Here is a 22,153-nt window from a genome sequence, read left to right as displayed (position 1 = left end):
CACAAACGGCTGCCCGTATAGCAAAAGGAGACCCAATGGCCACCTGGACCGCTTTGACAACCCTGAAGGGGGAAGCCTTCGCACAGGCGCTTGCCGATGCCTCGGAACGGCTCGACCCTGTTGCCGCCGGAATTTTCGAAATCGAAGACGGGCGCGGCTTTTGGGAAGTTGGCGTTTACTTCACCGAAAAACCCGATGATGTGGCGCTGGATCTTTTGGCGGCTGCGCATGGGGCAAAGCCCTTTGTCATCAGCCGGGTGGAGGACCGCGACTGGGTCGCCCAGGTGCGCCGCGAGCTTACGCCGGTTTACGCGGGCCGCTTTGTGGTGTTCGGCAGCCATGACCGCGACACGGTTCCAAAGCATCTGATCGGGCTGGAGATCGAGGCGGCAATGGCCTTTGGCACCGGCCATCATGGCACAACACAAGGCTGTCTGATGGCGCTGGATGATCTGCTGCGCAAAGGCTTTGTGGCGCGCAATGTGGCCGATATCGGCAGCGGCACCGGCGTTCTGGCAATGGCGGCGGCGCGGGCCTATCCGGCTGCGGTGCTGGCCAGCGATATTGACCAGGTGGCCACCGATACCGCGCGCGCCAATATCATCGCCAACGGGTTGGCCGGGCGCATTGCCACGGTAACGGCGGTTGGCTTTCGCGCGCCCATCATCCGCGCCCGGGCGCCGTTCGATCTGATCTTCGCCAATATCCTGGCCATGCCCCTGCGCAAAATGGCACCGGATATGGCCGCGCATACGGCACCGGGTTCCATGCTGGTCCTGTCGGGGATATTGAACCGGCAGGCCACGGGGGTGGAAAAGGTTTATGAAGGATTTGGCTTTTTGCGCCAGCAGCGGCGAGAAATCGGCGAATGGACCACGCTGGTGTTGCGCCGCTAGGGGCGGGAACACCGGCCCCCGGAATCACAAACGCCGGAATCACAAACGCCAGAATCACAAAAGCCGCCCTCGGGGCGGCTTTTTAGTCATTTTGCATGTTTTGCGTCCGGGCTTAGTTGCGGCCAGATGCCAGACGGCGCGAAACGTCGTTGATCGTGCCACGATCAAGGCCGATGTCACGCAGCTGCGCGTCGCTCAGATTGGCAAGTGCCTTGCTGGTTGCGCGAGCGGTGAACCAGTTGCGCAGCGACATGATTGCATTGTCGATGATCGACACGATGCGGAAGGTAGCGATGGAGCTGATCGGTGCAGCTTTGGTTGTTTCAAACACGGCCATTTTGGTAATCCTTATGAAGAGAGCCTCGGAAATCGAGATCCCTGACTGTGCAGCGGATGCGCCCCATCTAGGGGGGATTGTGCGCCTGCACAATTGTCATTTTGACAGTCCCGTAATGCAGGCATTGCATAGCTCGCCCCCGAAATGTCGCGAATGGAGGGGCGAGTGTCGATCACAGGATGAAGGTGTTTATTTCTGGCTAATGTTCTTGTTTCGTGCTAGTCGGGTTGAAGCGAATAAAAGTAAAAAAAGCAGAGGCATATGCGGGTAATTGGCATTGATCCGGGGTTGCGGCGCACCGGCTGGGGGGTTGTCGATATAAGTGGCAACCGCATTTCGCATGTCGCAAACGGTTTATGCGAATCAGATGCGGGCCCGCTTGCCCCGCGTTTATTGCAACTCTTCGAGCAATTGCAGGCGGTGTTTGCCGCCCATACCCCCACCCATGCGGCGGTTGAACTGACCTTTGTGAACAAGGATGCGGCCGGGACGCTGAAACTGGGGCAGGCGCGGGCGATTGCGCTGCTCGTGCCCGCTTTGGCGGGGATGGAGGTGGCGGAATATGCGCCGAATGCCGTCAAGAAGGTCGTTGTTGGCGTGGGCCATGCGCAAAAGGCGCAGGTGGAACATATGGTGCGGCTGCAATTGCCCAATATTGACATTGTGAATGCCGATGCCGCCGATGCGCTGGCCATTGCTTTGTGCCACGCGCATCATGCCCGCTTTGGCGGGCGGCTCGATGCGGCGCTGAGCAAGGCAGGCGGGAGGGGTGCGGCATGATCGGCAAGATCACAGGCAGGCTGGACTATCAGGGGGCCGATCATGTGCTGGTTGATACCGGCGGGGTTGGCTACCTTGTCTATTGTTCCGAGCGGACCTTGGCGATGATGCCCAAGCCCGGCGGCATGGTCGCGCTTTATACCGAATTGCTGGTGCGCGAGGATCTGCTGCAGCTTTTCGGCTTCCCGACATTGGTCGAGCGTGAATGGCACCGGTTGTTGACCACCGTGCAGGGCGTGGGCGCCAAGGCGGGCTTGGCCATTCTTGGCACATTGGGGCCGGAAGGCGTGGGCCGCGCGATTGCTTTGGGTGATCAGGCCGCGATCAAGGCGGCGCCCGGGATCGGCCCGAAAATTGCGCAACGCGTGGTGCTGGAGCTGAAAACCAAGGCGCCCGCGATTATGGCAATGGGTGCGGCAGGGTCCCGGCCGGCCATGTCGGCGGGCGCGCCCGCCGACCCTGCGCCGCTTTCGGCGCAGGCGGCGGCGCCAGCGCCGCCGATGTCCGGCCTTGCGCCAGATGCGGCCGAGGGTGCCAATGATCAGGCCGATGCGCTTTCGGCCCTTGTCAACCTTGGCTATGCACCGGGCGAGGCGGCGGCCGCAGTTGCGCAAGCTGCGGGTGGCGATGTGACCGGCAGCGCAGACCTTATCCGCGCCGCGCTGCGCCTGCTCGCCCCGCAGGTGAATTCATGAGCGAGCCCGACCCCGATTTGCGCCCCGAAGCCCGCCCCGCCGATGCCGACCGCGCGTTACGCCCGACATCCCTGGACGAATTCGTCGGCCAGAAGGCGGCCCGTGCCAACCTGTCGGTCTTCATCCAATCGGCCAGGCAGCGCGCCCAGGCAATGGACCATACGCTGTTCTACGGCCCGCCCGGGCTTGGCAAAACCACCTTGGCGCAGATCGTCGCGCGCGAGCTTGGGGTGAATTTCCGCATGACCTCCGGCCCCGTTCTGGCCAAGGCGGGCGACCTTGCGGCCATCCTCACCAATTTGGATGAGTGCGATGTGCTGTTCATCGACGAGATCCACCGCCTGAACCCGGCAGTTGAGGAGGTGCTTTACCCCGCGCTGGAAGATTTCGCGCTTGATCTGGTGATCGGCGAAGGCCCGGCGGCGCGCACCGTGCGCATCGACCTGCCGCCGTTCACGCTGGTCGGGGCCACAACGCGGCTTGGTTTGCTGACCACGCCCCTGCGCGACCGGTTCGGCATTCCCACGCGGCTGGAGTTTTACACGGTCGAGGAACTGGTGCTGATTGTCGAACGCGGCGCACGGCTGCTGAAGGCCGATGCCACCCCCGATGGCGCGCTGGAAATTGCCCGCCGCGCGCGCGGCACCCCGCGTATTGCCGGCCGCCTGCTGCGCCGCGTGGTCGATTTCGCGATTGTCGAAGGTAATGGCAAGGTAACGCGGGAAATCGCCGATATGGCGCTGACACGGCTTGGCGTCGACGACCTTGGCCTTGACGGCGCCGACCGCCGCTACCTCCGCCTGCTGGCCGAACATTACGGCGGCGGCCCGGTCGGGGTCGAAACCATCGCCGCCGCGCTGTCCGAGGCGCGCGACGCCATCGAAGAGGTGATCGAACCCTTCCTGCTGCAACAGGGCCTGCTGCAACGCACCCCGCGCGGGCGGATGCTGGGGCCAAGGGCTTGGACGCATCTGGGACTGCCAGCGCCCAAACCCGCGCCGGGTGATTTGTTTGGGGGGAAGTAGCATGACCCACACCCACCCCCTCCGCGTCTATTACGAAGATACCGACCTTGCGGGCATCGTCTACTACGCCAATTACCTCAAGTTCATCGAACGTGGGCGGAGTGAGGCTGTGCGGGCTTTGGGGGTTGATCAGGGGCGGTTGAAGGCCGAAGCCGGGATTGTGTTTGCCGTGCGCCGTGTGCTGGCGGATTATTTGCTGCCCGCGCGGTTTGATGATGAACTGGTTGTGGAAACCGAAATCACCGCCCTCAAGGGCGCGACGATTGAAATGGCACAGCGGGTTTTGCGCCGGGATACGGTTTTGTTCACGGCGGAAGTGCGGCTCGTTTGCCTTGGACCGCATGACCGTGCGCTGCGCATTCCGGCGGATATCCGCCAGATGCTGGCCGCCCCGGCGCCCTGACGGGCCGATATCTGGACAGTTTCAAGATTTTTAGGCACAAGCGCACTAAATTGCGCTAAACTGTCGACACTCGCAGCATAAGCGGGATAATGACGCGCAAGCGCGGATTAACAAAGAGCAGGCCTATGGGAACCGAAGTACTTGACGCTGCATCGCAGCTCGATTTTTCATTGATGGCCCTATTTTTGCGGGCCACCTTGACCGTAAAGATTGTGATGATCGTCTTGCTGCTGGCCTCGTTCTGGTCGTGGTCGATCATCATCCAGAAATTCATCAATTACCGCCGCGCGCGCCGCGATGCGCTGATGTTCGAAGACGCGTTCTGGTCGGGCGAGCCGCTGGACGAGCTTTACACGCGCCTGGGCAATTCGCCGCGTTCGGCGCTGGAGCGGATTTTCTTTGCTGGCATGTCGGAATGGCGGCGCAGCCATCGCAGCGATGGGGCGCTTTTTGCCGGCGCTCAGGCGCGGATTGACCGGGCAATGAATGTTGCCCTTGGCCGTGCGGGCGACGAGCTGAATGCCGGCCTGGCGTTTCTGGCAACCGTGGGTGCGATTGCGCCATTTGTGGGGCTGTTCGGCACGGTTTGGGGCATCAAGGGCGCCTTTGAGCAGATTGCGCAAAGCCAAAGCACCAACCTTGCGGTTGTGGCCCCCGGCATTGCCGAGGCGCTTTTGGCCACCGCCTTGGGCCTGCTGGCCGCAATTCCGGCGGTTATCTTCTACAACAAGCTTTCGGGCGATGCCGACAAGCTGACAAGCGAGCAAGAGGCCTTTGCCGACGAGTTTTCGCTGATCCTGTCACGCCAGTTGGACCGGAGCAGTTAAATGGGCGCAGGCACGATGAAACCGGAAAGTCGGCGGCGGGGGCGCACACAGCGCAACACCCGCCGGGCGATGTCTGAAATCAACGTAACACCCTTTGTGGATGTGATGCTGGTTTTGCTGATCATCTTCATGGTTGCCGCCCCGCTGCTGACCGTGGGTGTGCCGGTGGAACTGCCGCGCACTGCCGCCAATTCCCTGCCCAGCGAGAATGAACAGCCGCTGACGCTGGCCATTGGCGCGAATGGCGAGATGATGCTGCAATCCGAACCCGTCGAGATGGAGCGGCTGATTGTGACGCTGCGCGCCGTGGCCGCCGAGCGGCAGGATGACAAGATTTTTCTGCGCGCCGATGGCAGCAATTCCTACAATACGGTCATGCAGGTCATGGGCGCGCTCAACGCCGCCGGGTTCAACAATATCGGGTTGGTAACGGAATCCGGCGGGCCGACGCTGGACGGCACCGGGCAGTAGCGCGATGCAGGCGGGCCAGGTCATATCGGGCGCCTTCCATGCTGGCCTTCTGGTAATGGTCGGCCTGGGCGCGTTGGATAACACCCCCCCCGCCCCGCGCCAGCTTGCCGTGGCCGAGGTGACGATGATTTCCGCCGAAATGCTCGATGCGCAAGCCTCGGCCCCGCCGCAGGTGCTGGACGAGCCCGCCCCGCAGGCAGCCCCCGAAGCAGCGGGTGAAACGCCCCCGGCCCCCGCCAGCGATGAAGCCCCGCAGGCCAGTGAACTGGAGTCGGTGGAAACACCGCAAACCCCGGATGTTGCCGCCGATCTGACGCCGCTGCGCCGCCCGGCCAGCGTTTCAACGCCGGTCAGCATCGACAGTCCGCGCTTCGAGCAGCCCGTGGCCGAAGCCGCCCCGACCATGCCGCAGGCGAATTCAGACGGCAACGAGCGCAACACCACCGTGACCAGCCTGACCCCGCCGCCGCCCCGCGCCGCCCCGCGAATAGATACAAGCCCCGCCGAAGCCCCGCCGCCCGAGGCCGAAACGGCCCCCGAAGTGCGCCCCGAGGTCAGCCCCGATGCGGGTGCCGAAGCCCCGCAGCCCGAGACCGTGGCAACCGCCCCGCAGGAAGCGACATCGCAAATCCAGCCCGAAGCGGTGGAAGATGCGCCGATCGCCGCCGAACGCGTCGAGCTTTCTTCGATGCCGGTGCGCCGCCCGCGCGACATGGCCGCAGCCGCACAGGCGGTTGAAGCCGCCGCCGAAGTTTCGCGCCGTGTGGCCGCGCAGGCCCGTGAAGCCGCCGAAGCCGCCGCGCGGCAGGCGGCGATTGATGAAGAAGCCGCCCAGATTGAGGCCCTGCTGCGCGAAGCCGAGGCTGAAACCGCAGCCTCGGCCCAAAACGCTTCGCTGACCGGGCCGGAGGTTGCCTCGATTGCGCAGGGCGTTGCAGCCAACTGGAACAAGCAGCTCATTCTTGAGCAGCCAAATTACGAGCAATATATCGTGCGCGTCGCCGTAACGCTCGACGGGAATGGCGCGATTATCGGTGCGGTTGAGCCGGTGGAGCCGATGAACCCGACCGGCTATTTCCGCATTGCCTTTGATTCCGCCGAACGTGCCATTCGTTCTGCCGCCCCCATTCGCCTGCCCGCCGACCGGTTCCCGAACGGCGCAACGCTTATACTCAATTTCGACCCGGTGCGCGGCATCGGGTTCAACTGATAGGAATACGCCATGTTGATCTCGCGCTTTCAAACGATCATCGCCCTGCTTCTGGCGCTTGTCGCAGCCCCGCTTGGTGCGCAAGAGCGGCCGGTTATCGAGATAGATGTTTCCGGCGGTGTGATCGAACCGATGAACATTGCCTTGGCGCGTTTCGTGCCCGAAACCCCCGATGCGGGGGATTATGCCGCCAATATCGCCTCGGTCATCACATCCGACCTGACGGGCACGGGCCTGTTTCGTGAAATCCCTCAAGAGGCGCATATCGGGCGGGTGGAAAGCATCAACGCCACGATCGAATTTGCCGACTGGCGGGCAATTTCCGCGCAAATTCTGGTAATCGGCTCGGTCGCGGCCAGTGCGACGGGCGAGTTGACGGTGAAGTTCCGCCTGTTCGATGTGGTCACCCAGCGCCCGATTGGCGATGGTGTGCAGCTTGCCGGCAGCCAGTTGCAGTGGCGGCGCATGGCGCATAAACTGGCCGATACGATTTACACCCGCCTGACAGGGCAGGGCGGATATTTCGACAGCCGCGTGGTGTTCGTGGCCGAAAACGGGCCGAAAGATGCACGGCTGAAGCGGCTTGCGGTTATGGATTATGACGGTGCCAACCTGCAATTCCTGACCGATGACAGCGCCATTGTGCTGGCCCCGCGTTTTGCGCCCAATGCGCGCGATGTGCTTTACACATCCTATGAGAATGGCGCACCGCAGGTGTTTTTGATGAATCTCGATACCGGCCAGCGCCAGGTGCTTCTGGCCGATGCGCTGAACATGACTTTCGCGCCGCGATTTGCACCCGATGGTGCCAGCGTGGTCATGTCGATGGAGCAGGGCGGCAATACCGATCTTTACTCGGTCAACCTTGCCACGCGTGAGGCCACAAGGCTGACAACCGATGGCAGCATTGATACGGCGCCAAGCTATGCGCCCGATGGCAGCCGCATTGCCTTTGAAAGCGACCGCAGCGGCGGGCAGCAGATTTATGTCATGCCGGCAGGCGGTGGCGAGGCTGTGCGCATTTCAAACGGCGAGGGGCGCTATGCCACGCCGGTCTGGTCGCCGCGCGGCGATCTGATTGCCTTTACCAAAATTCTGGCAGGGCGCTTCCATATCGGCGTGATGAACGTCGATGGCACGGGCGAGCGTTTGTTGACCGAAAGCTTTCTGGATGAAGCCCCCACCTGGGCGCCGAATGGCCGCGTGCTGATGTTCTTTCGTGAAACCGCTGGCGAGAATGGCGCACCGCAAATCTTTTCGGTAGACCTTTCTGGCCGCACAATGCGCATGGTGCCAACGGCGGGCAATTTCGCCTCAGACCCGGCCTGGTCGGGCCTGTTGCGCTAGGTTCCGCCGATCTGGGCCCGTTGGCGAAACACCACTTCAAAGCTGCGTCAAACCTGCTAAACTTGCCGCCAAATCAAACCGAGCAGAGGGTCTTATGAATATAGTGAAATCCGCAGCGCTGGCACTGGGCGTATTGACGCTTGCCGCATGTCAGAACGGGGGTCCGTTTGGCAACCGCGGTGGCGCCGATGGCGGCGCCAATGGTGCCAATGGCGGCCCGATCGAGGAAAGCAGCCTTGAATATTTCAACGAGCGTATCGGTGACACGATCCTGTTCCAGGTGAACCAGTCGACCGTAACGCCCGAAAGCCAGGCCGTGCTGGATGCGCAGATCGCCTGGCTGCGCCAGTATCCCGACCGCGTGATCCTGATCGAGGGCCATGCCGATGAGCAGGGCACACGCGAGTATAACCTTGCACTTGGCGCGCGCCGTGCGGCTGCCGTGCGCAATTACATGGTCAGCCAGGGCATTCTGGAAAGCCGGATCTCGGTCGTCTCCTACGGCAAGGAACGTCCGCTTGCGGTTTGCTCCACCGAAGCCTGCTGGTCGCAAAACCGCCGCGCTGTGACCGTCGTTTCCGGCGGCATGAACAGCTAGTGGTGCCGGCGCGGCGCCAGCTGGCATTGCGCATGGGCAAGGGGCGTTTGCTGCCCCTTGCCTTTTGCGCGGTGTTGGGGCTTGGCGGCGCGCTTCAGGCCCAGGATGACCAAAGCCTTGCTGCGCTGCGCGCCGAAATGGCCGCGCTTTCTGCCGAGCTTGACGCGCTGCGCGCCGAAGTCAGCATGGAAGATCATGGCGGGCTTGGCGCAGCCGAGGCTGGCGGGGCGCTGGTGCGGCTTGATCGTCTGGCCGAAAACCTGCGCAGCCTGACCGGGCGGATCGAAGCCGCGGAAAACCGCGTGCTGCGCATTGCCGAAGATGGGGCGCGCCGCATTCGCGATGTCGAATTCCGGATAACCGAACTTGAAGGCGGCGATGCGAGCCTGCTTTCCGCCACCCCAAACCCGCTGGGCACCACCAATACCGCGCAGACCCCGATGCGCGGTGAGCAAACGGATTTTGATGTTGCAATGGCCGCCTTCGAGGCGGGCCGAATGGAAGATGCCGCGCAGCGTTTTGCCGATTTCATTGCCAGCTATCCCGACGGGCCGCGCGGGGCCGAGGCGCGGCTTTATCAGGGGCGCGCGCTGGCGCAGCTGGGCGATCATCAGAATGCCGCGCGCACGTTCCTCAAAGCCTTTTCCGGCGCGCCCGATGCGCCAAGCGCACCGTTTTCGCTGGTCGGGCTTGCGCTTAGCCTGGAAGCACTTGGCCAGCACGAACAGGCCTGTCTGACCTTGGCCGAAGTGTCCTTGCGCTACCCCGAAATGGCGGGCGATCTGGCCCAGGAAGTTGCGGCCCGCAAGGGCGAATTGGGGTGTGAATGAGCGATGTGTCAGACCTGCTCGCCGTTATCACCCCGGAATTCGACAGCCTTCCACCCGGCCCGCTGGGCATAGCGGTTTCCGGCGGCGGCGATTCGCTGGCGCTGCTGCATCTGCTGCATAAATGGGGCAAGCGCCCGCTTTTTGCGGTTACGGTCGATCATGGGCTGCGGCCCGCCGCGGTAAGCGAGGCGGCCGAAGTTGCCGCCCTGTGCGACACTCTGGGCATTCCCCATAGCGTGCTGCGCTGGCGCGACTGGGACGGGCAGGGCAATTTGCAGGATGCCGCGCGCCGCGCCCGCCAAAAGCTGATTGCCGCCTGGGCTGAAAGGCAAGGCATTGCCGCCGTTGCGCTGGGCCACACGGCCGATGATCAGGCAGAAACCTTTCTGATGCGCCTGGCGCGCGGCTCGGGCGTTGATGGCTTAGCCGCGATGAGCAACACGCGCCAGCAGGGCGCGCTGACCTGGCTGCGCCCCTTGCTGCGGGTCGAACGCGCAACCTTGCGCGACTATCTGCAGGCCATCGGGCAAAGCTGGGCCGATGACCCCAGCAATGACGATGCGCAATTCACCCGAATCCGGATGCGCAATGCCGCCCCGCAACTGGCGGCACTGGGGCTGGACAAAGACGTGCTGACCGCCACCGCCGCGCAAATGCGCCGCGCGCGTGTGGCGCTTGACTATGCCACGCGACAACTGGCGGAAAACGTCGCACTGGCCAGCGCGATTGGCATGATCACGCTTTCCCGCTACGCCTATGCCGCCGCCCCCGAGGAACTGCGCCTGCGGCTGCTTGCGGGCGCGCTTGGCTGGATCGGCGGGGCAGAATACCGGCCAAGGCTCGACAGCCTCAGCGCGCTTGATGCCCAGATAGCCAAACCCGATGCGGCCGGGCGCTGCCTGCAGGGCGTGCAGATCATCCCCGAAGGTGAAACCGTGCTGCTGGTGCGCGAAATCGCCGCCTGCGACAGCGTGACGGTGGCACATGACGCCGACACGGCATTATGGGACGGGCGCTGGCGCATGAGCGGCGATTTGCGCGCTGGCGACGAAATCGCCCCGCTTGGCGCTGCCGGCCTGGCCAAATGCAGCGATTGGCGCGAAACCGGCTGGCCGCGCGCCGCCCTTATGGCCACACCGGGGCAGTGGCGCGAAGGGCGACTCATCGCCGCGCCAATGGTCGTAAACCTCGGAAATCTGCGCTGTAGCCTTGAAGGTGGGGCAAAAGCGTTCTACGAGGCGCTGATAACACGTTGAAAGCCGCGCGCGCGCGCCTATGTTATACATAAGGCCACGCGCCGCCCGTTCGGGCGTTGTGCAGCTGGCAGTGACATAAGGAGAATTGCCGATGGGCAATATGCGCGGACTGGCCTTTTGGGGCATCCTGATCATTCTCGTGTTTGCGCTTTACAGCGCGTTTAACGGCGCGGTCGTCTCAAGCAACCAGCCGGACTATTCCGACTTCATCAAACAGGTGGAAAATGGCGAGGTTGTCAGCGTGGTGCTTGATGGCGAGGTCATCACCTACCGCACGCGCACCTCTTCTCAGGAACAGCGCACCATCCAGCCCTATGACCCCAACCTTGTCGAAGTGCTGACGGCTGCCGATGTCGATGTGAAGGTGGTGCCGCAAGAGCAATCGGGCTTCATGTCGCTGCTCACGCTGATGCTGCCGATGCTGCTCATTCTGGGCTTCTGGATTTTCTACATGAACCGGATGCAGGGCGGCGGGCGTGGCGGGGCGATGGGCTTTGGCAAGTCCAAGGCCAAGCTGCTGACCGAACGCCACGGCAAGGTGACATTCTCTGATGTGGCGGGCATTGACGAGGCCAAGGAAGAGCTTGAGGAAATTGTCGAGTTCTTGCGCGACCCGCAGAAATTCAGCCGCCTTGGCGGCAAAATCCCCAAAGGTGCTTTGCTTGTCGGCCCGCCGGGCACAGGTAAAACCCTGCTGGCGCGCGCCATTGCCGGCGAGGCTGGCGTGCCCTTCTTCACCATTTCGGGTTCCGACTTTGTTGAAATGTTCGTCGGCGTGGGCGCAAGCCGTGTGCGCGACATGTTCGAGCAGGCCAAGAAAAACGCACCCTGCATCGTGTTTATCGACGAGATCGACGCCGTTGGCCGCCATCGTGGCGCCGGTTATGGCGGCGGCAATGACGAGCGCGAGCAGACATTGAACCAGTTGCTGGTGGAAATGGACGGGTTCGAGGCCAATGAAGGCGTGATCATCATCGCCGCCACCAACCGCAAGGATGTGCTGGACCCGGCCCTGCTGCGCCCCGGCCGGTTTGACCGTCAGGTGCATGTGCCCAACCCCGACATCAAGGGCCGCGACAAGATTCTGGCCGTTCATGCCCGCAAGGTGCCGCTTGGCCCCGATGTGGATTTGCGGCTGATCGCGCGCGGCACGCCCGGCTTTTCGGGCGCCGACCTTGCCAACCTTGTGAACGAGGCCGCGCTTATGGCCGCGCGCACCGGCAAACGCTTTGTCACCATGCATGATTTTGAATTCGCCAAGGACAAGGTGATGATGGGGGCCGAGCGGCGCAGCATGGTCATGACCGCCGAACAAAAGGAAATGACCGCCTATCACGAGGCTGGCCATGCCATTGCCGGGATGAAGCTGGAAAAATGCGACCCGGTGTATAAAGCCACGATCATTCCGCGCGGCGGTGCGCTGGGCATGGTTGTCAGCCTGCCCGAAATGGACCGGCTGAACATGCATAAAGACGAAGCCAAGCAGCGCATTACCATGACAATGGCGGGCAAGGCGGCGGAGATCATCAAATATGGTGAAGATCGTGTATCCAACGGGCCGTCGGGCGACATCATGCAAGCCTCGGGCATTGCGCGCGCAATGGTCATGCGCTGGGGGATGTCTGATATCATCGGCAATATCGACTATTCCGAGGCGCATCAGGGCTATTCCGGCAGCACTGGCGGATTCTCGGTTTCGGCCCATACCAAAGAGCTGATCGAAAAAGAGGTCAAAGAGCTGATCCAGAGCGGCTATGAACATGCGCGCCAGATTCTGCTTGATAATGAAGAAGAGTTTGAGCGTCTGGCGCAGGGCCTGCTGGAATATGAAACCCTGACCGGCGACGAGATTCGCCGCGTGATGGATGGCAAGCCACCCCAGCCCGGCGATGACGAGCCGGATGGCAAGGCCGAGGCTGCCGCGCCCAGCGTAACCTCGCTGCCCAAGGCCGGCAAGAAGCCGAAATCCGATAGCGGCCCGACGCCAGAGCCGGAACCTTCAACCTGACATCCAAAGCCCCGGCCATTGTGCCGGGGCTTTTATTTTGGTGGACCTTGTGGCGGCGCGCGGGCATTCTGCGCCGCAGATAAAAGGACCATCCATGCCGATACTCTCCCCGACCGAAATTTATGGCCATGTTACCTTCCTGGGTATTGTGCCAGATCGCACAGCATCGTTGCGCAGCGTTTCGCAACCCGAACTGGTTCTGGATTTTGCGGGCGCGCGGGGCGAATGCCATAGCGGCGTGCTGCGCAAAAGCTGTTCGCGCGTGTCCAGCCAATATCCGGTTGGCACCGAAATTCGCAATGTGCGGCAGCTCAGCCTTCTGTCAGCCGAAGAACTGGCCGCGATCGCCGCCGAAATGGGGCTAGAGCAGCTTCTGCCCGAATATCTGGGCGCCAGCATCGTGCTGCGCGGTATTCCGAACCTTACCCTTTTGCCACCCAACAGCCGGTTGATTGCGGATAACGGTGCCGCGATCACGGTCGATATGGAGAACGGCCCCTGCCAGTTTCCCGCCCGCGAGATCGAGGCCGATTTCCCCGGCAAGGGCGCGGGCTTCATGCCGGCGGCGCGCAACAAGCGCGGGGTGACCGCATGGGTGGAGCGCCCCGGCACGCTGGCGCTTGGCACTAGGCTGCGCCTGCATGTGCCGCCATTGCGCGCCTATCCGGCGCTTGCCGATCACTATGAGAAACCCGCGCCGTGAGCCGCGCGCGCGGCTGCGCGCATGAAAGTCGAAATACACGAACGAATGGTCGCAATATCCCATGTTCACAATGGCGTTTTGCCACCTTATGCCCGAGTTAGCCCAAACCAACAGGAACAGCACGTCATGGCACACAAGACCGATATCGAAATTGCCCGCGAAGCCAAAAAACGCCCGATTCAGGAAATTGGCGCGACTCTCGGCATTCCCAGCGATGATCTGCTGCCCTTTGGCCATGACAAGGCGAAGGTTTCCGAAACTTTCATCAAATCGCTGGAAAGCCGCAAAAACGGCAAGCTGATCTTGGTGACCGCCATCAACCCCACACCGGCGGGCGAGGGCAAGACCACAACCACGGTCGGGCTTGGCGACGGGCTGAACGCCATTGGCAAGAAAGCAGTGGTCTGCATTCGCGAAGCCAGCCTCGGGCCGAATTTCGGCATGAAGGGCGGGGCTGCGGGCGGTGGCCTGTCGCAGGTTGTGCCGATGGAAGAAATGAACCTGCATTTCACGGGCGATTTTCATGCGATCACCTCGGCCCATAACCTGCTGAGCGCGATGATCGACAACCATATCTATTGGGGCAACGAACTTGAGATTGACGCGCGCCGCGTTGTCTGGCGCCGCGTGATGGACATGAATGACCGTGCCTTGCGCGATGTTGTGGTCAACCTTGGCGGCGTATCCAACGGCTTTCCGCGCCAGACGGGGTTTGACATTACCGTCGCCTCGGAAGTCATGGCAATCCTGTGCCTGTCCAAGGATCTGGCCGACCTCAAGCAGCGCCTTGGCGATATCATCGTCGCCTATCGCCGCGACAAATCTCCGGTCTATTGCCGCGACATCAAGGCCGATGGCGCCATGACCGTGCTGCTCCAGCAGGCCATGCAACCGAACCTTGTGCAGACGCTCGAAAACAACCCCGCCTTTGTGCATGGCGGCCCGTTCGCCAATATCGCGCATGGCTGCAACTCGGTCATTGCCACCACAACCGCGCTGAAACTGGCCGATTATGTGGTGACGGAAGCCGGTTTCGGGGCCGATCTTGGCGCCGAGAAATTCATGAATATCAAATGCCGCAAGGCCGGGCTTGCCCCCGATTGTGTGGTGCTGGTCGCCACCGTGCGCGCCATGAAAATGAATGGCGGCGTGAAGAAAGACGACCTTGGCGCCGAGAATGTCGAGGCCGTGAAAAAAGGCTGCGCCAATCTTGGCCGCCATATCGAAAACCTCAAAAGCTTTGGCGTGCCCGTCGTTGTCGGCATCAACCATTTCGTGACCGATACCGATGCCGAAGTGGCGGCGGTGAAAGCCTATGTCGAGGGGCAGGGCTCGGAGGCGATCCTGTGCAAGCACTGGGCGCAGGGCTCGGCCGGTATAAAGGAAATGGCAACCCGCGTGGCGGAAATTGCCGAAAGCGGCAAAAGCCAGTTCGCCCCGCTTTACCCCGATGCAATGCCGCTGTTTGAAAAGATCGAAACCATCGCCAAGCGCATTTACCGCGCCGACGAGGTTCTGGCCGATAAATCCATCCGCGACCAGCTGCGCCTGTGGGAGGATGCGGGCTATGGCAACCTGCCGGTCTGCATGGCGAAAACCCAGTATTCCTTTACCACCGACCCCAACCGCCGCGGTGCGCCAACCGGCCATAGCCTGCCGGTGCGCGAGGTGCGGCTTTCGGCGGGTGCGGGTTTCATCGTGGTGATCTGCGGCGAAATCATGACCATGCCCGGCCTGCCACGCCGCCCGGCGGCGGAAACGATCGGCATCAACGCCGATGGGCAGATCGACGGGTTGTTCTAAGCGGGTTGAGGGTGGCGGCGCTGCGCGATAGACAATGCGCACCGCCACCCGAAGGATACCGCCATGCGCCCCGAAAACTGCCAGACCATGCCCGAACTTCGCGCCGCGATCGATGCGCTGGATCGTGAACTGGTCGCGAAACTGGCGCAACGCGCGGGGTATATCGACCGCGCGATCACGCTGAAAACCGCCCAAGGGCTGCCCGCCCGGATTGATGACCGGGTGGAAGAGGTGGTGGCCAATGTGCGCCGCCACGCCCAGGATCTGGGTTACGATGCGGCGCTGGCCGAACAGCTTTGGCGGGTGATCATCGACTGGTCGATCACGCGCGAAGAGACGGTTTTGGGCGCAAAAGCTGACTGAACTATCGCATGAGGAGAACGGAACATGGCGGCAGAAATCATCGACGGCAAGGCGTTTGCGGCAAAGGTGCGCGAAAAGGTCGCCACGCAGGTGGCGCGGCTCAAGGCTGATCACGGGCTTGTGCCGGGGCTGGCGGTTGTGCTGGTCGGTGAAGACCCGGCAAGCCAGGTTTATGTGCGCTCCAAAGGCAAGCAAACCGTTGAATGCGGCATGAACTCCTACGAGCATAAGCTTGAGGCGACCACATCAGAGGCCGATTTGCTGGCGCTGATCGCCAGGCTCAACGCCGATGCGGCCGTGCATGGCATTCTGGTGCAACTGCCGCTGCCGGGCCATATCAACGAAGACCTCGTCATCAACACGATTGACCCGGCAAAGGATGTTGACGGCTTTCATATTTCCAATGTCGGCCTGCTGGGCACGGGGCAGAAAAGCATGGTGCCCTGCACGCCGCTGGGCTGTTTGATGATGCTGCGCGCGCATCACGCAAGCCTGTCGGGGCTGAATGCCGTGGTGGTTGGCCGCTCCAACATTGTGGGCAAGCCCATGGCGAACCTGCTGCTGAAAGATAGCTGCACCGTCACAATCGCGCATTCGCGCACAAAGGATTTGGCCGCTCTCTGCCGTGGCGCCGATATTCTGGTCGCCGCCGTGGGCCGCCCGGAAATGATTACCGGCGATTATGTAAAACCGGGTGCCACGGTGATTGACGTCGGCATCAACCGCATCGAGCGCGATGGCAAAACCAAGCTTGTGGGCGATGTGGATTTTGCAAGCGCCGCCGCCGTGGCCGGTGCCATTACCCCCGTGCCCGGCGGCGTTGGCCCGATGACCATTGCCTGCCTGCTGGCCAACACGCTTACCGCCACCTGCCGCGCCAATGGCCTGGCCGAGCCCGAGGGGCTGACCGCCTAGAAGCCCGAAACAACGGCCTGCATCATCCGCCCCGGCAGGAATGACAGCAGGCCGGCCACGCCAAGCCCGCCGATCGTCATGCCCAGCATGGCGCTGCGATGGGCGCGGATGTTGCGCTTGCTGCGGATGGCGCGAATGCCGAAAACAAGGCTGACCAGCACATAGGCCGAGATCAGGTGGATCGGGCTGAACCCCATGCCGCCATTCATCGACCGAATGAAAAAGCTTGAACCGGCTGCCGTTGCCATGCCCGCCACCCAGAGCCAGCCAAATAACCTGTGCTGGCGGGTGCCGCGCGCGCGGGTAAAAATCAGCACCGTTGCAATCATGGCAACAAGCACCCCCAGAATATGCAACTGGATGGCGGGGCTGGCGGTGAGCAATGGTGACAGGGTCATGTCGGCTCCTTGTGTGATCATGCGCCATTGGCTTGCCAAACCGCCGCATCCGCCCCAAGTTGGCCTGCATGAAACACCCTGAATTTTTCGCCAGATGCAGATGATCCGCTTCACGATGCGTGAAATGCTGACGCCGCGCGCCAAAACCATGCTGGCCATCTGGGCTTTGGTGAGCGTCGGCGCCGCGCTCACAGGGCCGTTCGGCACCTATGATGCGCTGGGGCTTTGGGGGCGCTTGTCCTATTGGGCGCTGGTTGCGGGCGGCTCTATCCTGCTGTCTGAACTGGTGCGCCGCGCGCAGCCTGGGCGCTGGATGCGCAAATCTTTGCATCGGCTCTTGGCCTTCGGGCTGCTTTACGGGCTTGTGCTAAGCGGGCTGATCAACCTGCTCAACCTGCTGGTCTTTTCCGGTTGGCCCTTCTGGCGGGGCTGGCTGCTGCTGGCCGGACTGGTGGCGGGGGTCGAGGCGCTGGCATTTTCTGGGCTCCGCCTCTTCAGGCCACCAGCGGCAGCGGTGAAAGCCGAAAACCCCGAGGCCGCCTTTCTCAAGCGCCTGCCGCCATCGCAGCGCGGCCCGCTTCTGCGCATCGAATCGCAAGACCATTACCTTTTGGTCGTCACAACAGCGGGGCGGGCAATGATCCTGATGCGTATGGGTGATGCCGTGGCCGAGTTGGCCGCCGCCGACGGGATGCAGGTGCATCGCAGCCACTGGGTTGCCCGCCGCGCCATGCGCGGGTTGCGGCGCGACAATGGCAGGCTGTGGCTGCTGGTCGAGGGCGAGGATGTGCCCGTGTCGCGCGCCAATCAGGCGGCAATCCGCGCGCTGGGGCTGGAAATGCGCTAACGTGGGCAGACAATGGCGCGCGCGCCGGTCAGCACGGCGCGGGCATCATTGGCAAAAAGCGGATCGAACGCCGCATCACGCACCATCAGCCCGCCGGTATAGGTGCCAAAGGCGGGCAGGATGATGCGCTGGCGATCAAGCAAAAAGCAGGGTCGCGCGCGCCCGCCCGCCACGCGCTGCTTGGGGTGGTAATGGCCCGAAACCTCGGCTACGGCACCGGGCTGCGCGATATGACGAAAGGTCAGGTTCTGCACCCGGCGTTCGGCCACATGGCTGCCGGGCACCGACAGCGGGCCGGCATCATGGTTGCCCTCGATCCATGTCCAGATGCGCCCCGCCGCAAGGCGTTTGAGTTGGGCAAAATCCGGCTCTTCCAGCGCCTCGACCGCGGCAAGATCATCAAAACTGTCGCCAAGGCAAATGACCTCGCGCGGTTCCAGCGCGTCGACAAGGTCGGTGAGCCGCGACAGGGTTTCAAGCACTTCAAACGGGGGCAGAAGGCTGCCACCGCGCCGCGCGATACGCTCGGATTTACCCAGATGCAGGTCAGATACCACCAGCATATTCTGGGCGGGCCAGTAAAGCCCGCCGCTGGCAAGCGCCAGCAAATCCTGCCCATGAAGCTGAAAGCGATACCCGTCCATCACCCCAATCTCGCCAATTGCACGCATTATTCAAGCCCCGCTTCGGCCATCAGCCGCGCGGCTTCGGCAACGACCAGCCGCTCGGCCCCGGCACCACGAATGGGCACTTTGCCATATTCCAGCAGCAAGGGGGCGGCCAGCGGGGTCACATGCGGTGCGCGGATATGGTCGATCTGCCCGTCGATTTCCGCAAGCACCGCCTCGATCCGCTCGAACTCCACCAGGCCGTGCATGGCCTGATCGCGGGTAATGCGCAACAGCAGATGGTCGGGGTCATATCTGCGCAACGTGTCATAGAGGATGTCCGAGGAAAACGTTGCCTGCTTGCCCGATTTGCGCTGGCCGATCATATTGCGCTCGATCAGCCCGGCGATGGTGGCAATGTTGCGAAAGCTGCGCTTCATCACGGCATTATCGCCCAGCCAACGCTCCAACCCGTCGCGCAGCCCGTCTATCTTGAGCAGGGCGGCGACATCTTCCACCGGCTGCAAACCCCAGATGAGCAGGGCATAGTCATTGGCGACAAAGCCAAGTGGCTCCAGCCCCGCCACCTCCATCTGTTTGGTCACGAGCAGGCCAAGGGTTTGGTGCGCGGCGCGGCCTGCAAAGGCATAAAGGCACAGAAATTCGTGCGTGTTGCGGGCAAAACTTTCCGCCAGCAGCCGCCCGGGGCGCGGGAGTTGTGAAATTTCGCCCTGCTGGTGCAGCCAATGCGCGGTATGGGCGGGCAGGGCAGCCCATGCGCCGCGGTCATCAATTATGCGCTGCACGCGCTTGTTGAGCAGGGTCGAGGTAGAGAATTTGCTGCCCGAAAACACCGCAATGCGCGGCTTGCGGCTGGCGCGGCGGCTGACCTCGACCGCCATATCGCGCAGGCCTTCAAAGCAGACGATCTCGCCACCCATCAGGAAGGTATCGCCGGTGGCAAGCGAGGCGGCAAAGCTTTCCTCGACCTCACCAAGATGCCCGCCACCGCGCCCGCGCAGGCGCACCTTCAGCGTTTCGACATCGACGATCGTGCCGATATTCATGCGCAAAGCGCGGGTGTTGCGGGGGTCACGCAACTGCCAGAGGCCATCAACCTCGACCAGCCTTTGCCAGCGATCATAGGCGCGCAGGGCATAGCCGCCGGTGGCCGCAAATTCCAGACAGTCATCAAAGGCCGCGCGGCTGAGGGCACGATAGGGGCCAGCGGTTTTGACCTCGGCAAACAGTGCGCTGGCGTCAAACGGGCTGGCGCAGGCGGTCAGCAGAATATGCTGACACAGCACATCCAGCGGGCCGGGGCCGCGCGGCGTGCCGTCCAGATCATGCGCGGTCACTGCCTCCAGCGCGGCCTGGCATTCTAGCACCTCGAAACGGTTGGCAGGCACGAGCAGCGCGCGCGAGGGCGCGTTGTAACGGTGGTTGGCGCGGCCAATCCGCTGCACAAGCCGCTTGACGTTTTTCGGCGCGCCGATCTGGATGACCAGATCGACATCGCCCCAGTCGATGCCCAGATCAAGGCTGCCCGTGCAGACAATGGCGCGCAGGGCGCCCGCAGCCATAGCAGCTTCCACCCGGCTGCGCGCCTCGCGCGACAGGCTGCCATGATGCAGGGCAATCGGCAGGTTTTCAGTGTTTTCGGCCCATATCGCCTGATAGAAAAGCTCGGCCAGCGCGCGGGTATTGACGAAGATAAGCGTCGTGCGCGCCGCCTTCACCTGTTCCAGAATTTCCGCTGCCGCCCAGCGGCCACCACCGCCCGCCCAGGGGGGCGGCGTAAGCGTTGTCAGAAACCCGATATCCGGGTCGGGGCCGGGCGGGGCCACAACCACGCGGGCAGGCCTGGGGCCAGCCAGAAAATCGGCCAAAGCTGCGGGGTCTTCCACCGTGGCCGAAAGCCCCACGCGCCGCGCCGAAGGGGCCAGCCTGGTCAGGCGCGACAGGCCAAGCATGAGCTGGTCGCCGCGCTTGCTTTCGGCCAGGGCGTGAATTTCATCCACCACAATGCGCTTCAGCCCGGCAAAAATCTGTGGCGCTTCGGGATAGGAGAGCAGCAGCGCAAGCGATTCCGGCGTGGTCAGCAAAATATGCGGCGGGTCAACCCGCTGGCGCGCGCGCGTGCTGGCCTTTGTATCGCCCGTGCGGTCTTCAATGCGGATATTCAGCGCCAGATCGGCCACGGGCCGCGCCAGATTGCGGGCAATATCAGCCGCCAGCGCCTTGAGCGGCGAGATATAGAGCGTGTGCAGCCCTTCATGCGGGGCGGCGGCCAGATCGACCAGCGTGGGCAGAAACCCGGCCAGGGTTTTGCCACCCCCCGTGGGCGCAATCAGCAGCAGCGCCGCGTCATCGGCGGCAAGCAACGCCAGCTGATGCGGGTGCGCCTGCCAGCCGCGCGCGGCAAACCAGGCGGCAAAGGCCGGGGGCAGCAGCGCCCTATTCCCCTTCGCGGATGAACAAATGCTCCCAGGCTGCATCGACCAGCGGGATAGACATGCGCGCCGGCTCGCCATGATAGGCGCAGGCCGCGATCATCTGTTCAATCAGGAAGGGCGCGTGGAAGGCCGCATATTCATTGTCCACCGTCGGGTATTTCTTGGTGAGCAGATACATCAGCACCTCTTCGCTGAACTCGATCGGATAGCGTTTGGCGGTGGAAACGAAGATGCGCACAAACACTTCGCGCCCCGGATTGCCGACATAGATTTTGTAGTAAATACGCCGCAGCGCCGCTTTGTCGAAAATCTTGCTGGGTGGAAAGTTGGTGGAAAACACGACCTTTGTGTCAAACGGCACGGTAAATTTCTGCCCCGATTGCAGGGTCAGAATATCATAGCCATGCTCCATTGGCACGATCCAGCGGTTGACCAGCGCCTGCGGGCTGGCGACCTGTCGGCCAAGGTCGTCCACAATAAACACCCCACCCGCCGATTTCAGCTGCAAGGGCGCCTGATAGGTGCGGCTGACCGGGTTGTAGGACAGATCGAGCATATCAAGCGTAAGCTCGCCACCGGTGATAACCGTCGGGCGATAGCACAGAACATAGCGCGGGTCATGGCTGGCCGAGGCAAGCCGCAAACTGGCGCCTTCCTCATCGCTCTTCTTGATTTCGCGGTGGATGAGCGGGTCGAACACCGCGATGACATTGCCGCCATATTCAAGGAAATGCGGCACATAGACCGCGTCGTGATAGGCGGCGCAAATCGCGTTGGCAAGCGAGGATTTACCGTTGCCCGGCGGCCCATACATCAGGATAGAGCGGCTGGCATTCACCGCGGGCCCAAGCTGTTCGAACATCTCATCGGCGATGATGAGGTTGGAAAAGCTCGAGGCCAGGTCTTCGCGCGACACGGCGGCGTTGCGGATGGACTGGCGGCGCACCTGCTTTTCATAGTCGAGCAGCGGCACGGGCATCGCGCCGTAATATTCCGACTGCGCCAAGGCATCCTGCGCCAGGCGGCGGCCCGCATCGGTAAGCTGAAAGCGCAATTCCTTGGTTTCATCCAGCCGCGATGCGCCCAGCGTTTCGATCAGCTTTTGCTCGCGCGCGCGGTCAATCAGGTCTTGCGCAATGGGCACAGTCACCGAAAGTGCGGCGGCAATTTCGGTCACGCTGTCAAGGCTGCGGCGAAACATGGTCTTGATCAGAATTTCGCGCTGAAGCGTGGGGCTGATGCCCAGCTGCGCGGTCGTGCGCGGCGCTTCGGGGGCGCCAATGGCTTTTGCGGGAATATTCATGGTGTTTTCACCCCTGGTTTTGGCGCGATTTTAGCGCGCAACGCGTATTGCGCAACTTACCACGTGCAATCTGC

23 protein-coding genes are annotated in these 22,153 nt (G+C 62.6%); 18 read left to right on the top strand and 5 right to left on the bottom strand.

Annotated elements, in window-relative coordinates:
* The first annotated feature begins 35 nt into the window (after nucleotides 1-35).
* The gene (locus LGT41_RS01340) at nucleotides 36-896 is read left to right on the top strand and encodes a 50S ribosomal protein L11 methyltransferase (RefSeq protein ID WP_274128203.1); all 861 of its coding nucleotides are present in this window, start codon (nucleotides 36-38) and stop codon (nucleotides 894-896) included.
* A 112-nt stretch (nucleotides 897-1,008) separates the two neighbouring features.
* Here the strand turns inward: LGT41_RS01340 and LGT41_RS01335 are convergent, their stop codons facing one another.
* Nucleotides 1,009-1,233, bottom strand: a complete 225-nt coding sequence (locus LGT41_RS01335; RefSeq protein WP_274128202.1) for a DUF1127 domain-containing protein — start codon at nucleotides 1,231-1,233, stop codon at nucleotides 1,009-1,011.
* Nucleotides 1,234-1,494: 261 nt separating this feature from the next.
* On the opposite strand from LGT41_RS01335, the gene ruvC reads away from it, so the two are divergent.
* The 16 genes from ruvC (at nucleotide 1,495) to folD (ending at nucleotide 16,467) form a co-directional block, all read left to right on the top strand.
* A complete protein-coding gene (ruvC, locus tag LGT41_RS01330; protein ID WP_274128201.1) occupies nucleotides 1,495-2,013 on the top strand; it encodes a crossover junction endodeoxyribonuclease RuvC in 519 nt (172 codons plus the stop codon).
* Nucleotides 2,010-2,708, top strand: a complete 699-nt coding sequence (gene ruvA, locus LGT41_RS01325; RefSeq protein ID WP_274128200.1) for a Holliday junction branch migration protein RuvA — start codon at nucleotides 2,010-2,012, stop codon at nucleotides 2,706-2,708. The genes ruvC and ruvA overlap by 4 nt, the downstream gene beginning before the upstream one ends.
* Complete coding sequence (gene ruvB / locus LGT41_RS01320; protein WP_274128199.1) at nucleotides 2,705-3,733, top strand: Holliday junction branch migration DNA helicase RuvB; 1,029 nt, start codon at nucleotides 2,705-2,707, stop codon at nucleotides 3,731-3,733. Before ruvA ends, ruvB begins: the two co-directional genes overlap by 4 nt.
* Nucleotide 3,734: 1 nt before the next feature.
* A complete protein-coding gene (ybgC, locus tag LGT41_RS01315; RefSeq protein WP_274128198.1) occupies nucleotides 3,735-4,136 on the top strand; it encodes a tol-pal system-associated acyl-CoA thioesterase in 402 nt (133 codons plus the stop codon).
* Between the two features lie 125 nt (nucleotides 4,137-4,261).
* Nucleotides 4,262-4,963 (top strand): protein TolQ, encoded by a 702-nt coding sequence (gene tolQ / locus LGT41_RS01310; RefSeq protein WP_274128197.1) that lies wholly within the window; start codon nucleotides 4,262-4,264, stop codon nucleotides 4,961-4,963.
* A complete protein-coding gene (tolR, locus tag LGT41_RS01305; RefSeq protein WP_274128196.1) occupies nucleotides 4,964-5,434 on the top strand; it encodes a protein TolR in 471 nt (156 codons plus the stop codon).
* Nucleotides 5,435-5,438: 4 nt separating this feature from the next.
* Nucleotides 5,439-6,644 carry a hypothetical protein gene (locus LGT41_RS01300; protein WP_274128195.1) on the top strand — a complete coding sequence of 402 codons (1,206 nt, stop codon included), beginning with the start codon at nucleotides 5,439-5,441 and terminating at the stop codon, nucleotides 6,642-6,644.
* Nucleotides 6,645-6,662: 18 nt separating this feature from the next.
* Complete coding sequence (tolB, locus tag LGT41_RS01295) at nucleotides 6,663-7,991, top strand: Tol-Pal system beta propeller repeat protein TolB (protein ID WP_274129619.1); 1,329 nt, start codon at nucleotides 6,663-6,665, stop codon at nucleotides 7,989-7,991.
* A gap of 94 nt (nucleotides 7,992-8,085) precedes the next feature.
* Nucleotides 8,086-8,589: a peptidoglycan-associated lipoprotein Pal gene (pal, locus tag LGT41_RS01290; RefSeq protein ID WP_274128194.1), complete on the top strand. Its 504-nt coding sequence runs from the start codon at nucleotides 8,086-8,088 to the stop codon at nucleotides 8,587-8,589.
* A gap of 32 nt (nucleotides 8,590-8,621) precedes the next feature.
* A complete protein-coding gene (locus LGT41_RS01285; RefSeq protein WP_274128193.1) occupies nucleotides 8,622-9,419 on the top strand; it encodes a tetratricopeptide repeat protein in 798 nt (265 codons plus the stop codon).
* Nucleotides 9,416-10,675: a tRNA lysidine(34) synthetase TilS gene (gene tilS, locus LGT41_RS01280; RefSeq protein ID WP_274128192.1), complete on the top strand. Its 1,260-nt coding sequence runs from the start codon at nucleotides 9,416-9,418 to the stop codon at nucleotides 10,673-10,675. The genes LGT41_RS01285 and tilS overlap by 4 nt, the downstream gene beginning before the upstream one ends.
* Before the next feature lie 91 nt (nucleotides 10,676-10,766).
* The gene (gene ftsH, locus LGT41_RS01275; protein WP_274128190.1) at nucleotides 10,767-12,683 is read left to right on the top strand and encodes an ATP-dependent zinc metalloprotease FtsH; all 1,917 of its coding nucleotides are present in this window, start codon (nucleotides 10,767-10,769) and stop codon (nucleotides 12,681-12,683) included.
* A gap of 94 nt (nucleotides 12,684-12,777) precedes the next feature.
* Nucleotides 12,778-13,386: an MOSC domain-containing protein gene (locus LGT41_RS01270; protein ID WP_274128189.1), complete on the top strand. Its 609-nt coding sequence runs from the start codon at nucleotides 12,778-12,780 to the stop codon at nucleotides 13,384-13,386.
* Between the two features lie 126 nt (nucleotides 13,387-13,512).
* Entirely contained in the window at nucleotides 13,513-15,189 is a 1,677-nt protein-coding gene (locus tag LGT41_RS01265) for a formate--tetrahydrofolate ligase (RefSeq protein WP_274128188.1), read from the top strand.
* Between the two features lie 63 nt (nucleotides 15,190-15,252).
* On the top strand, nucleotides 15,253-15,552 hold the full coding sequence (locus LGT41_RS01260; RefSeq protein WP_274128187.1) for a chorismate mutase: 300 nt from the start codon (nucleotides 15,253-15,255) through the stop codon (nucleotides 15,550-15,552).
* A 24-nt stretch (nucleotides 15,553-15,576) separates the two neighbouring features.
* Nucleotides 15,577-16,467: a bifunctional methylenetetrahydrofolate dehydrogenase/methenyltetrahydrofolate cyclohydrolase FolD gene (gene folD, locus LGT41_RS01255; RefSeq protein ID WP_274128186.1), complete on the top strand. Its 891-nt coding sequence runs from the start codon at nucleotides 15,577-15,579 to the stop codon at nucleotides 16,465-16,467.
* Here folD and LGT41_RS01250 read toward each other — a convergent pair.
* On the bottom strand, nucleotides 16,464-16,865 hold the full coding sequence (locus tag LGT41_RS01250; protein WP_274128185.1) for a DUF2306 domain-containing protein: 402 nt from the start codon (nucleotides 16,863-16,865) through the stop codon (nucleotides 16,464-16,466). The genes folD and LGT41_RS01250 overlap by 4 nt on opposite strands.
* Before the next feature lie 100 nt (nucleotides 16,866-16,965).
* On the opposite strand from LGT41_RS01250, the gene LGT41_RS01245 reads away from it, so the two are divergent.
* A complete protein-coding gene (locus tag LGT41_RS01245; RefSeq protein ID WP_274128184.1) occupies nucleotides 16,966-17,712 on the top strand; it encodes a LytTR family DNA-binding domain-containing protein in 747 nt (248 codons plus the stop codon).
* Here LGT41_RS01245 and pdeM read toward each other — a convergent pair.
* From pdeM to LGT41_RS01230, 3 genes are read right to left on the bottom strand one after another with little or no spacing between them, the layout of a single operon-like run.
* Nucleotides 17,709-18,356, bottom strand: a complete 648-nt coding sequence (gene pdeM / locus LGT41_RS01240; RefSeq protein WP_274129618.1) for a ligase-associated DNA damage response endonuclease PdeM — start codon at nucleotides 18,354-18,356, stop codon at nucleotides 17,709-17,711. The genes LGT41_RS01245 and pdeM overlap by 4 nt on opposite strands.
* Nucleotides 18,357-18,382: 26 nt before the next feature.
* A complete protein-coding gene (locus tag LGT41_RS01235) occupies nucleotides 18,383-20,818 on the bottom strand; it encodes a ligase-associated DNA damage response DEXH box helicase (protein WP_274128183.1) in 2,436 nt (811 codons plus the stop codon).
* Nucleotides 20,778-22,079: a P-loop NTPase and SpoVK domain-containing protein gene (locus LGT41_RS01230; RefSeq protein ID WP_274128182.1), complete on the bottom strand. Its 1,302-nt coding sequence runs from the start codon at nucleotides 22,077-22,079 to the stop codon at nucleotides 20,778-20,780. Before LGT41_RS01230 ends, LGT41_RS01235 begins: the two co-directional genes overlap by 41 nt.
* Between the last annotated feature and the right edge of the window lie 74 nt (nucleotides 22,080-22,153).

It is taken from the genome of Abyssibius alkaniclasticus (assembly GCF_020447305.1).
Taxonomy (GTDB): domain Bacteria; phylum Pseudomonadota; class Alphaproteobacteria; order Rhodobacterales; family Rhodobacteraceae; genus Abyssibius; species Abyssibius alkaniclasticus.
Note: the sequence above shows the minus strand (reverse complement) of the source record. Positions and strands in the feature narration are given on the sequence as shown.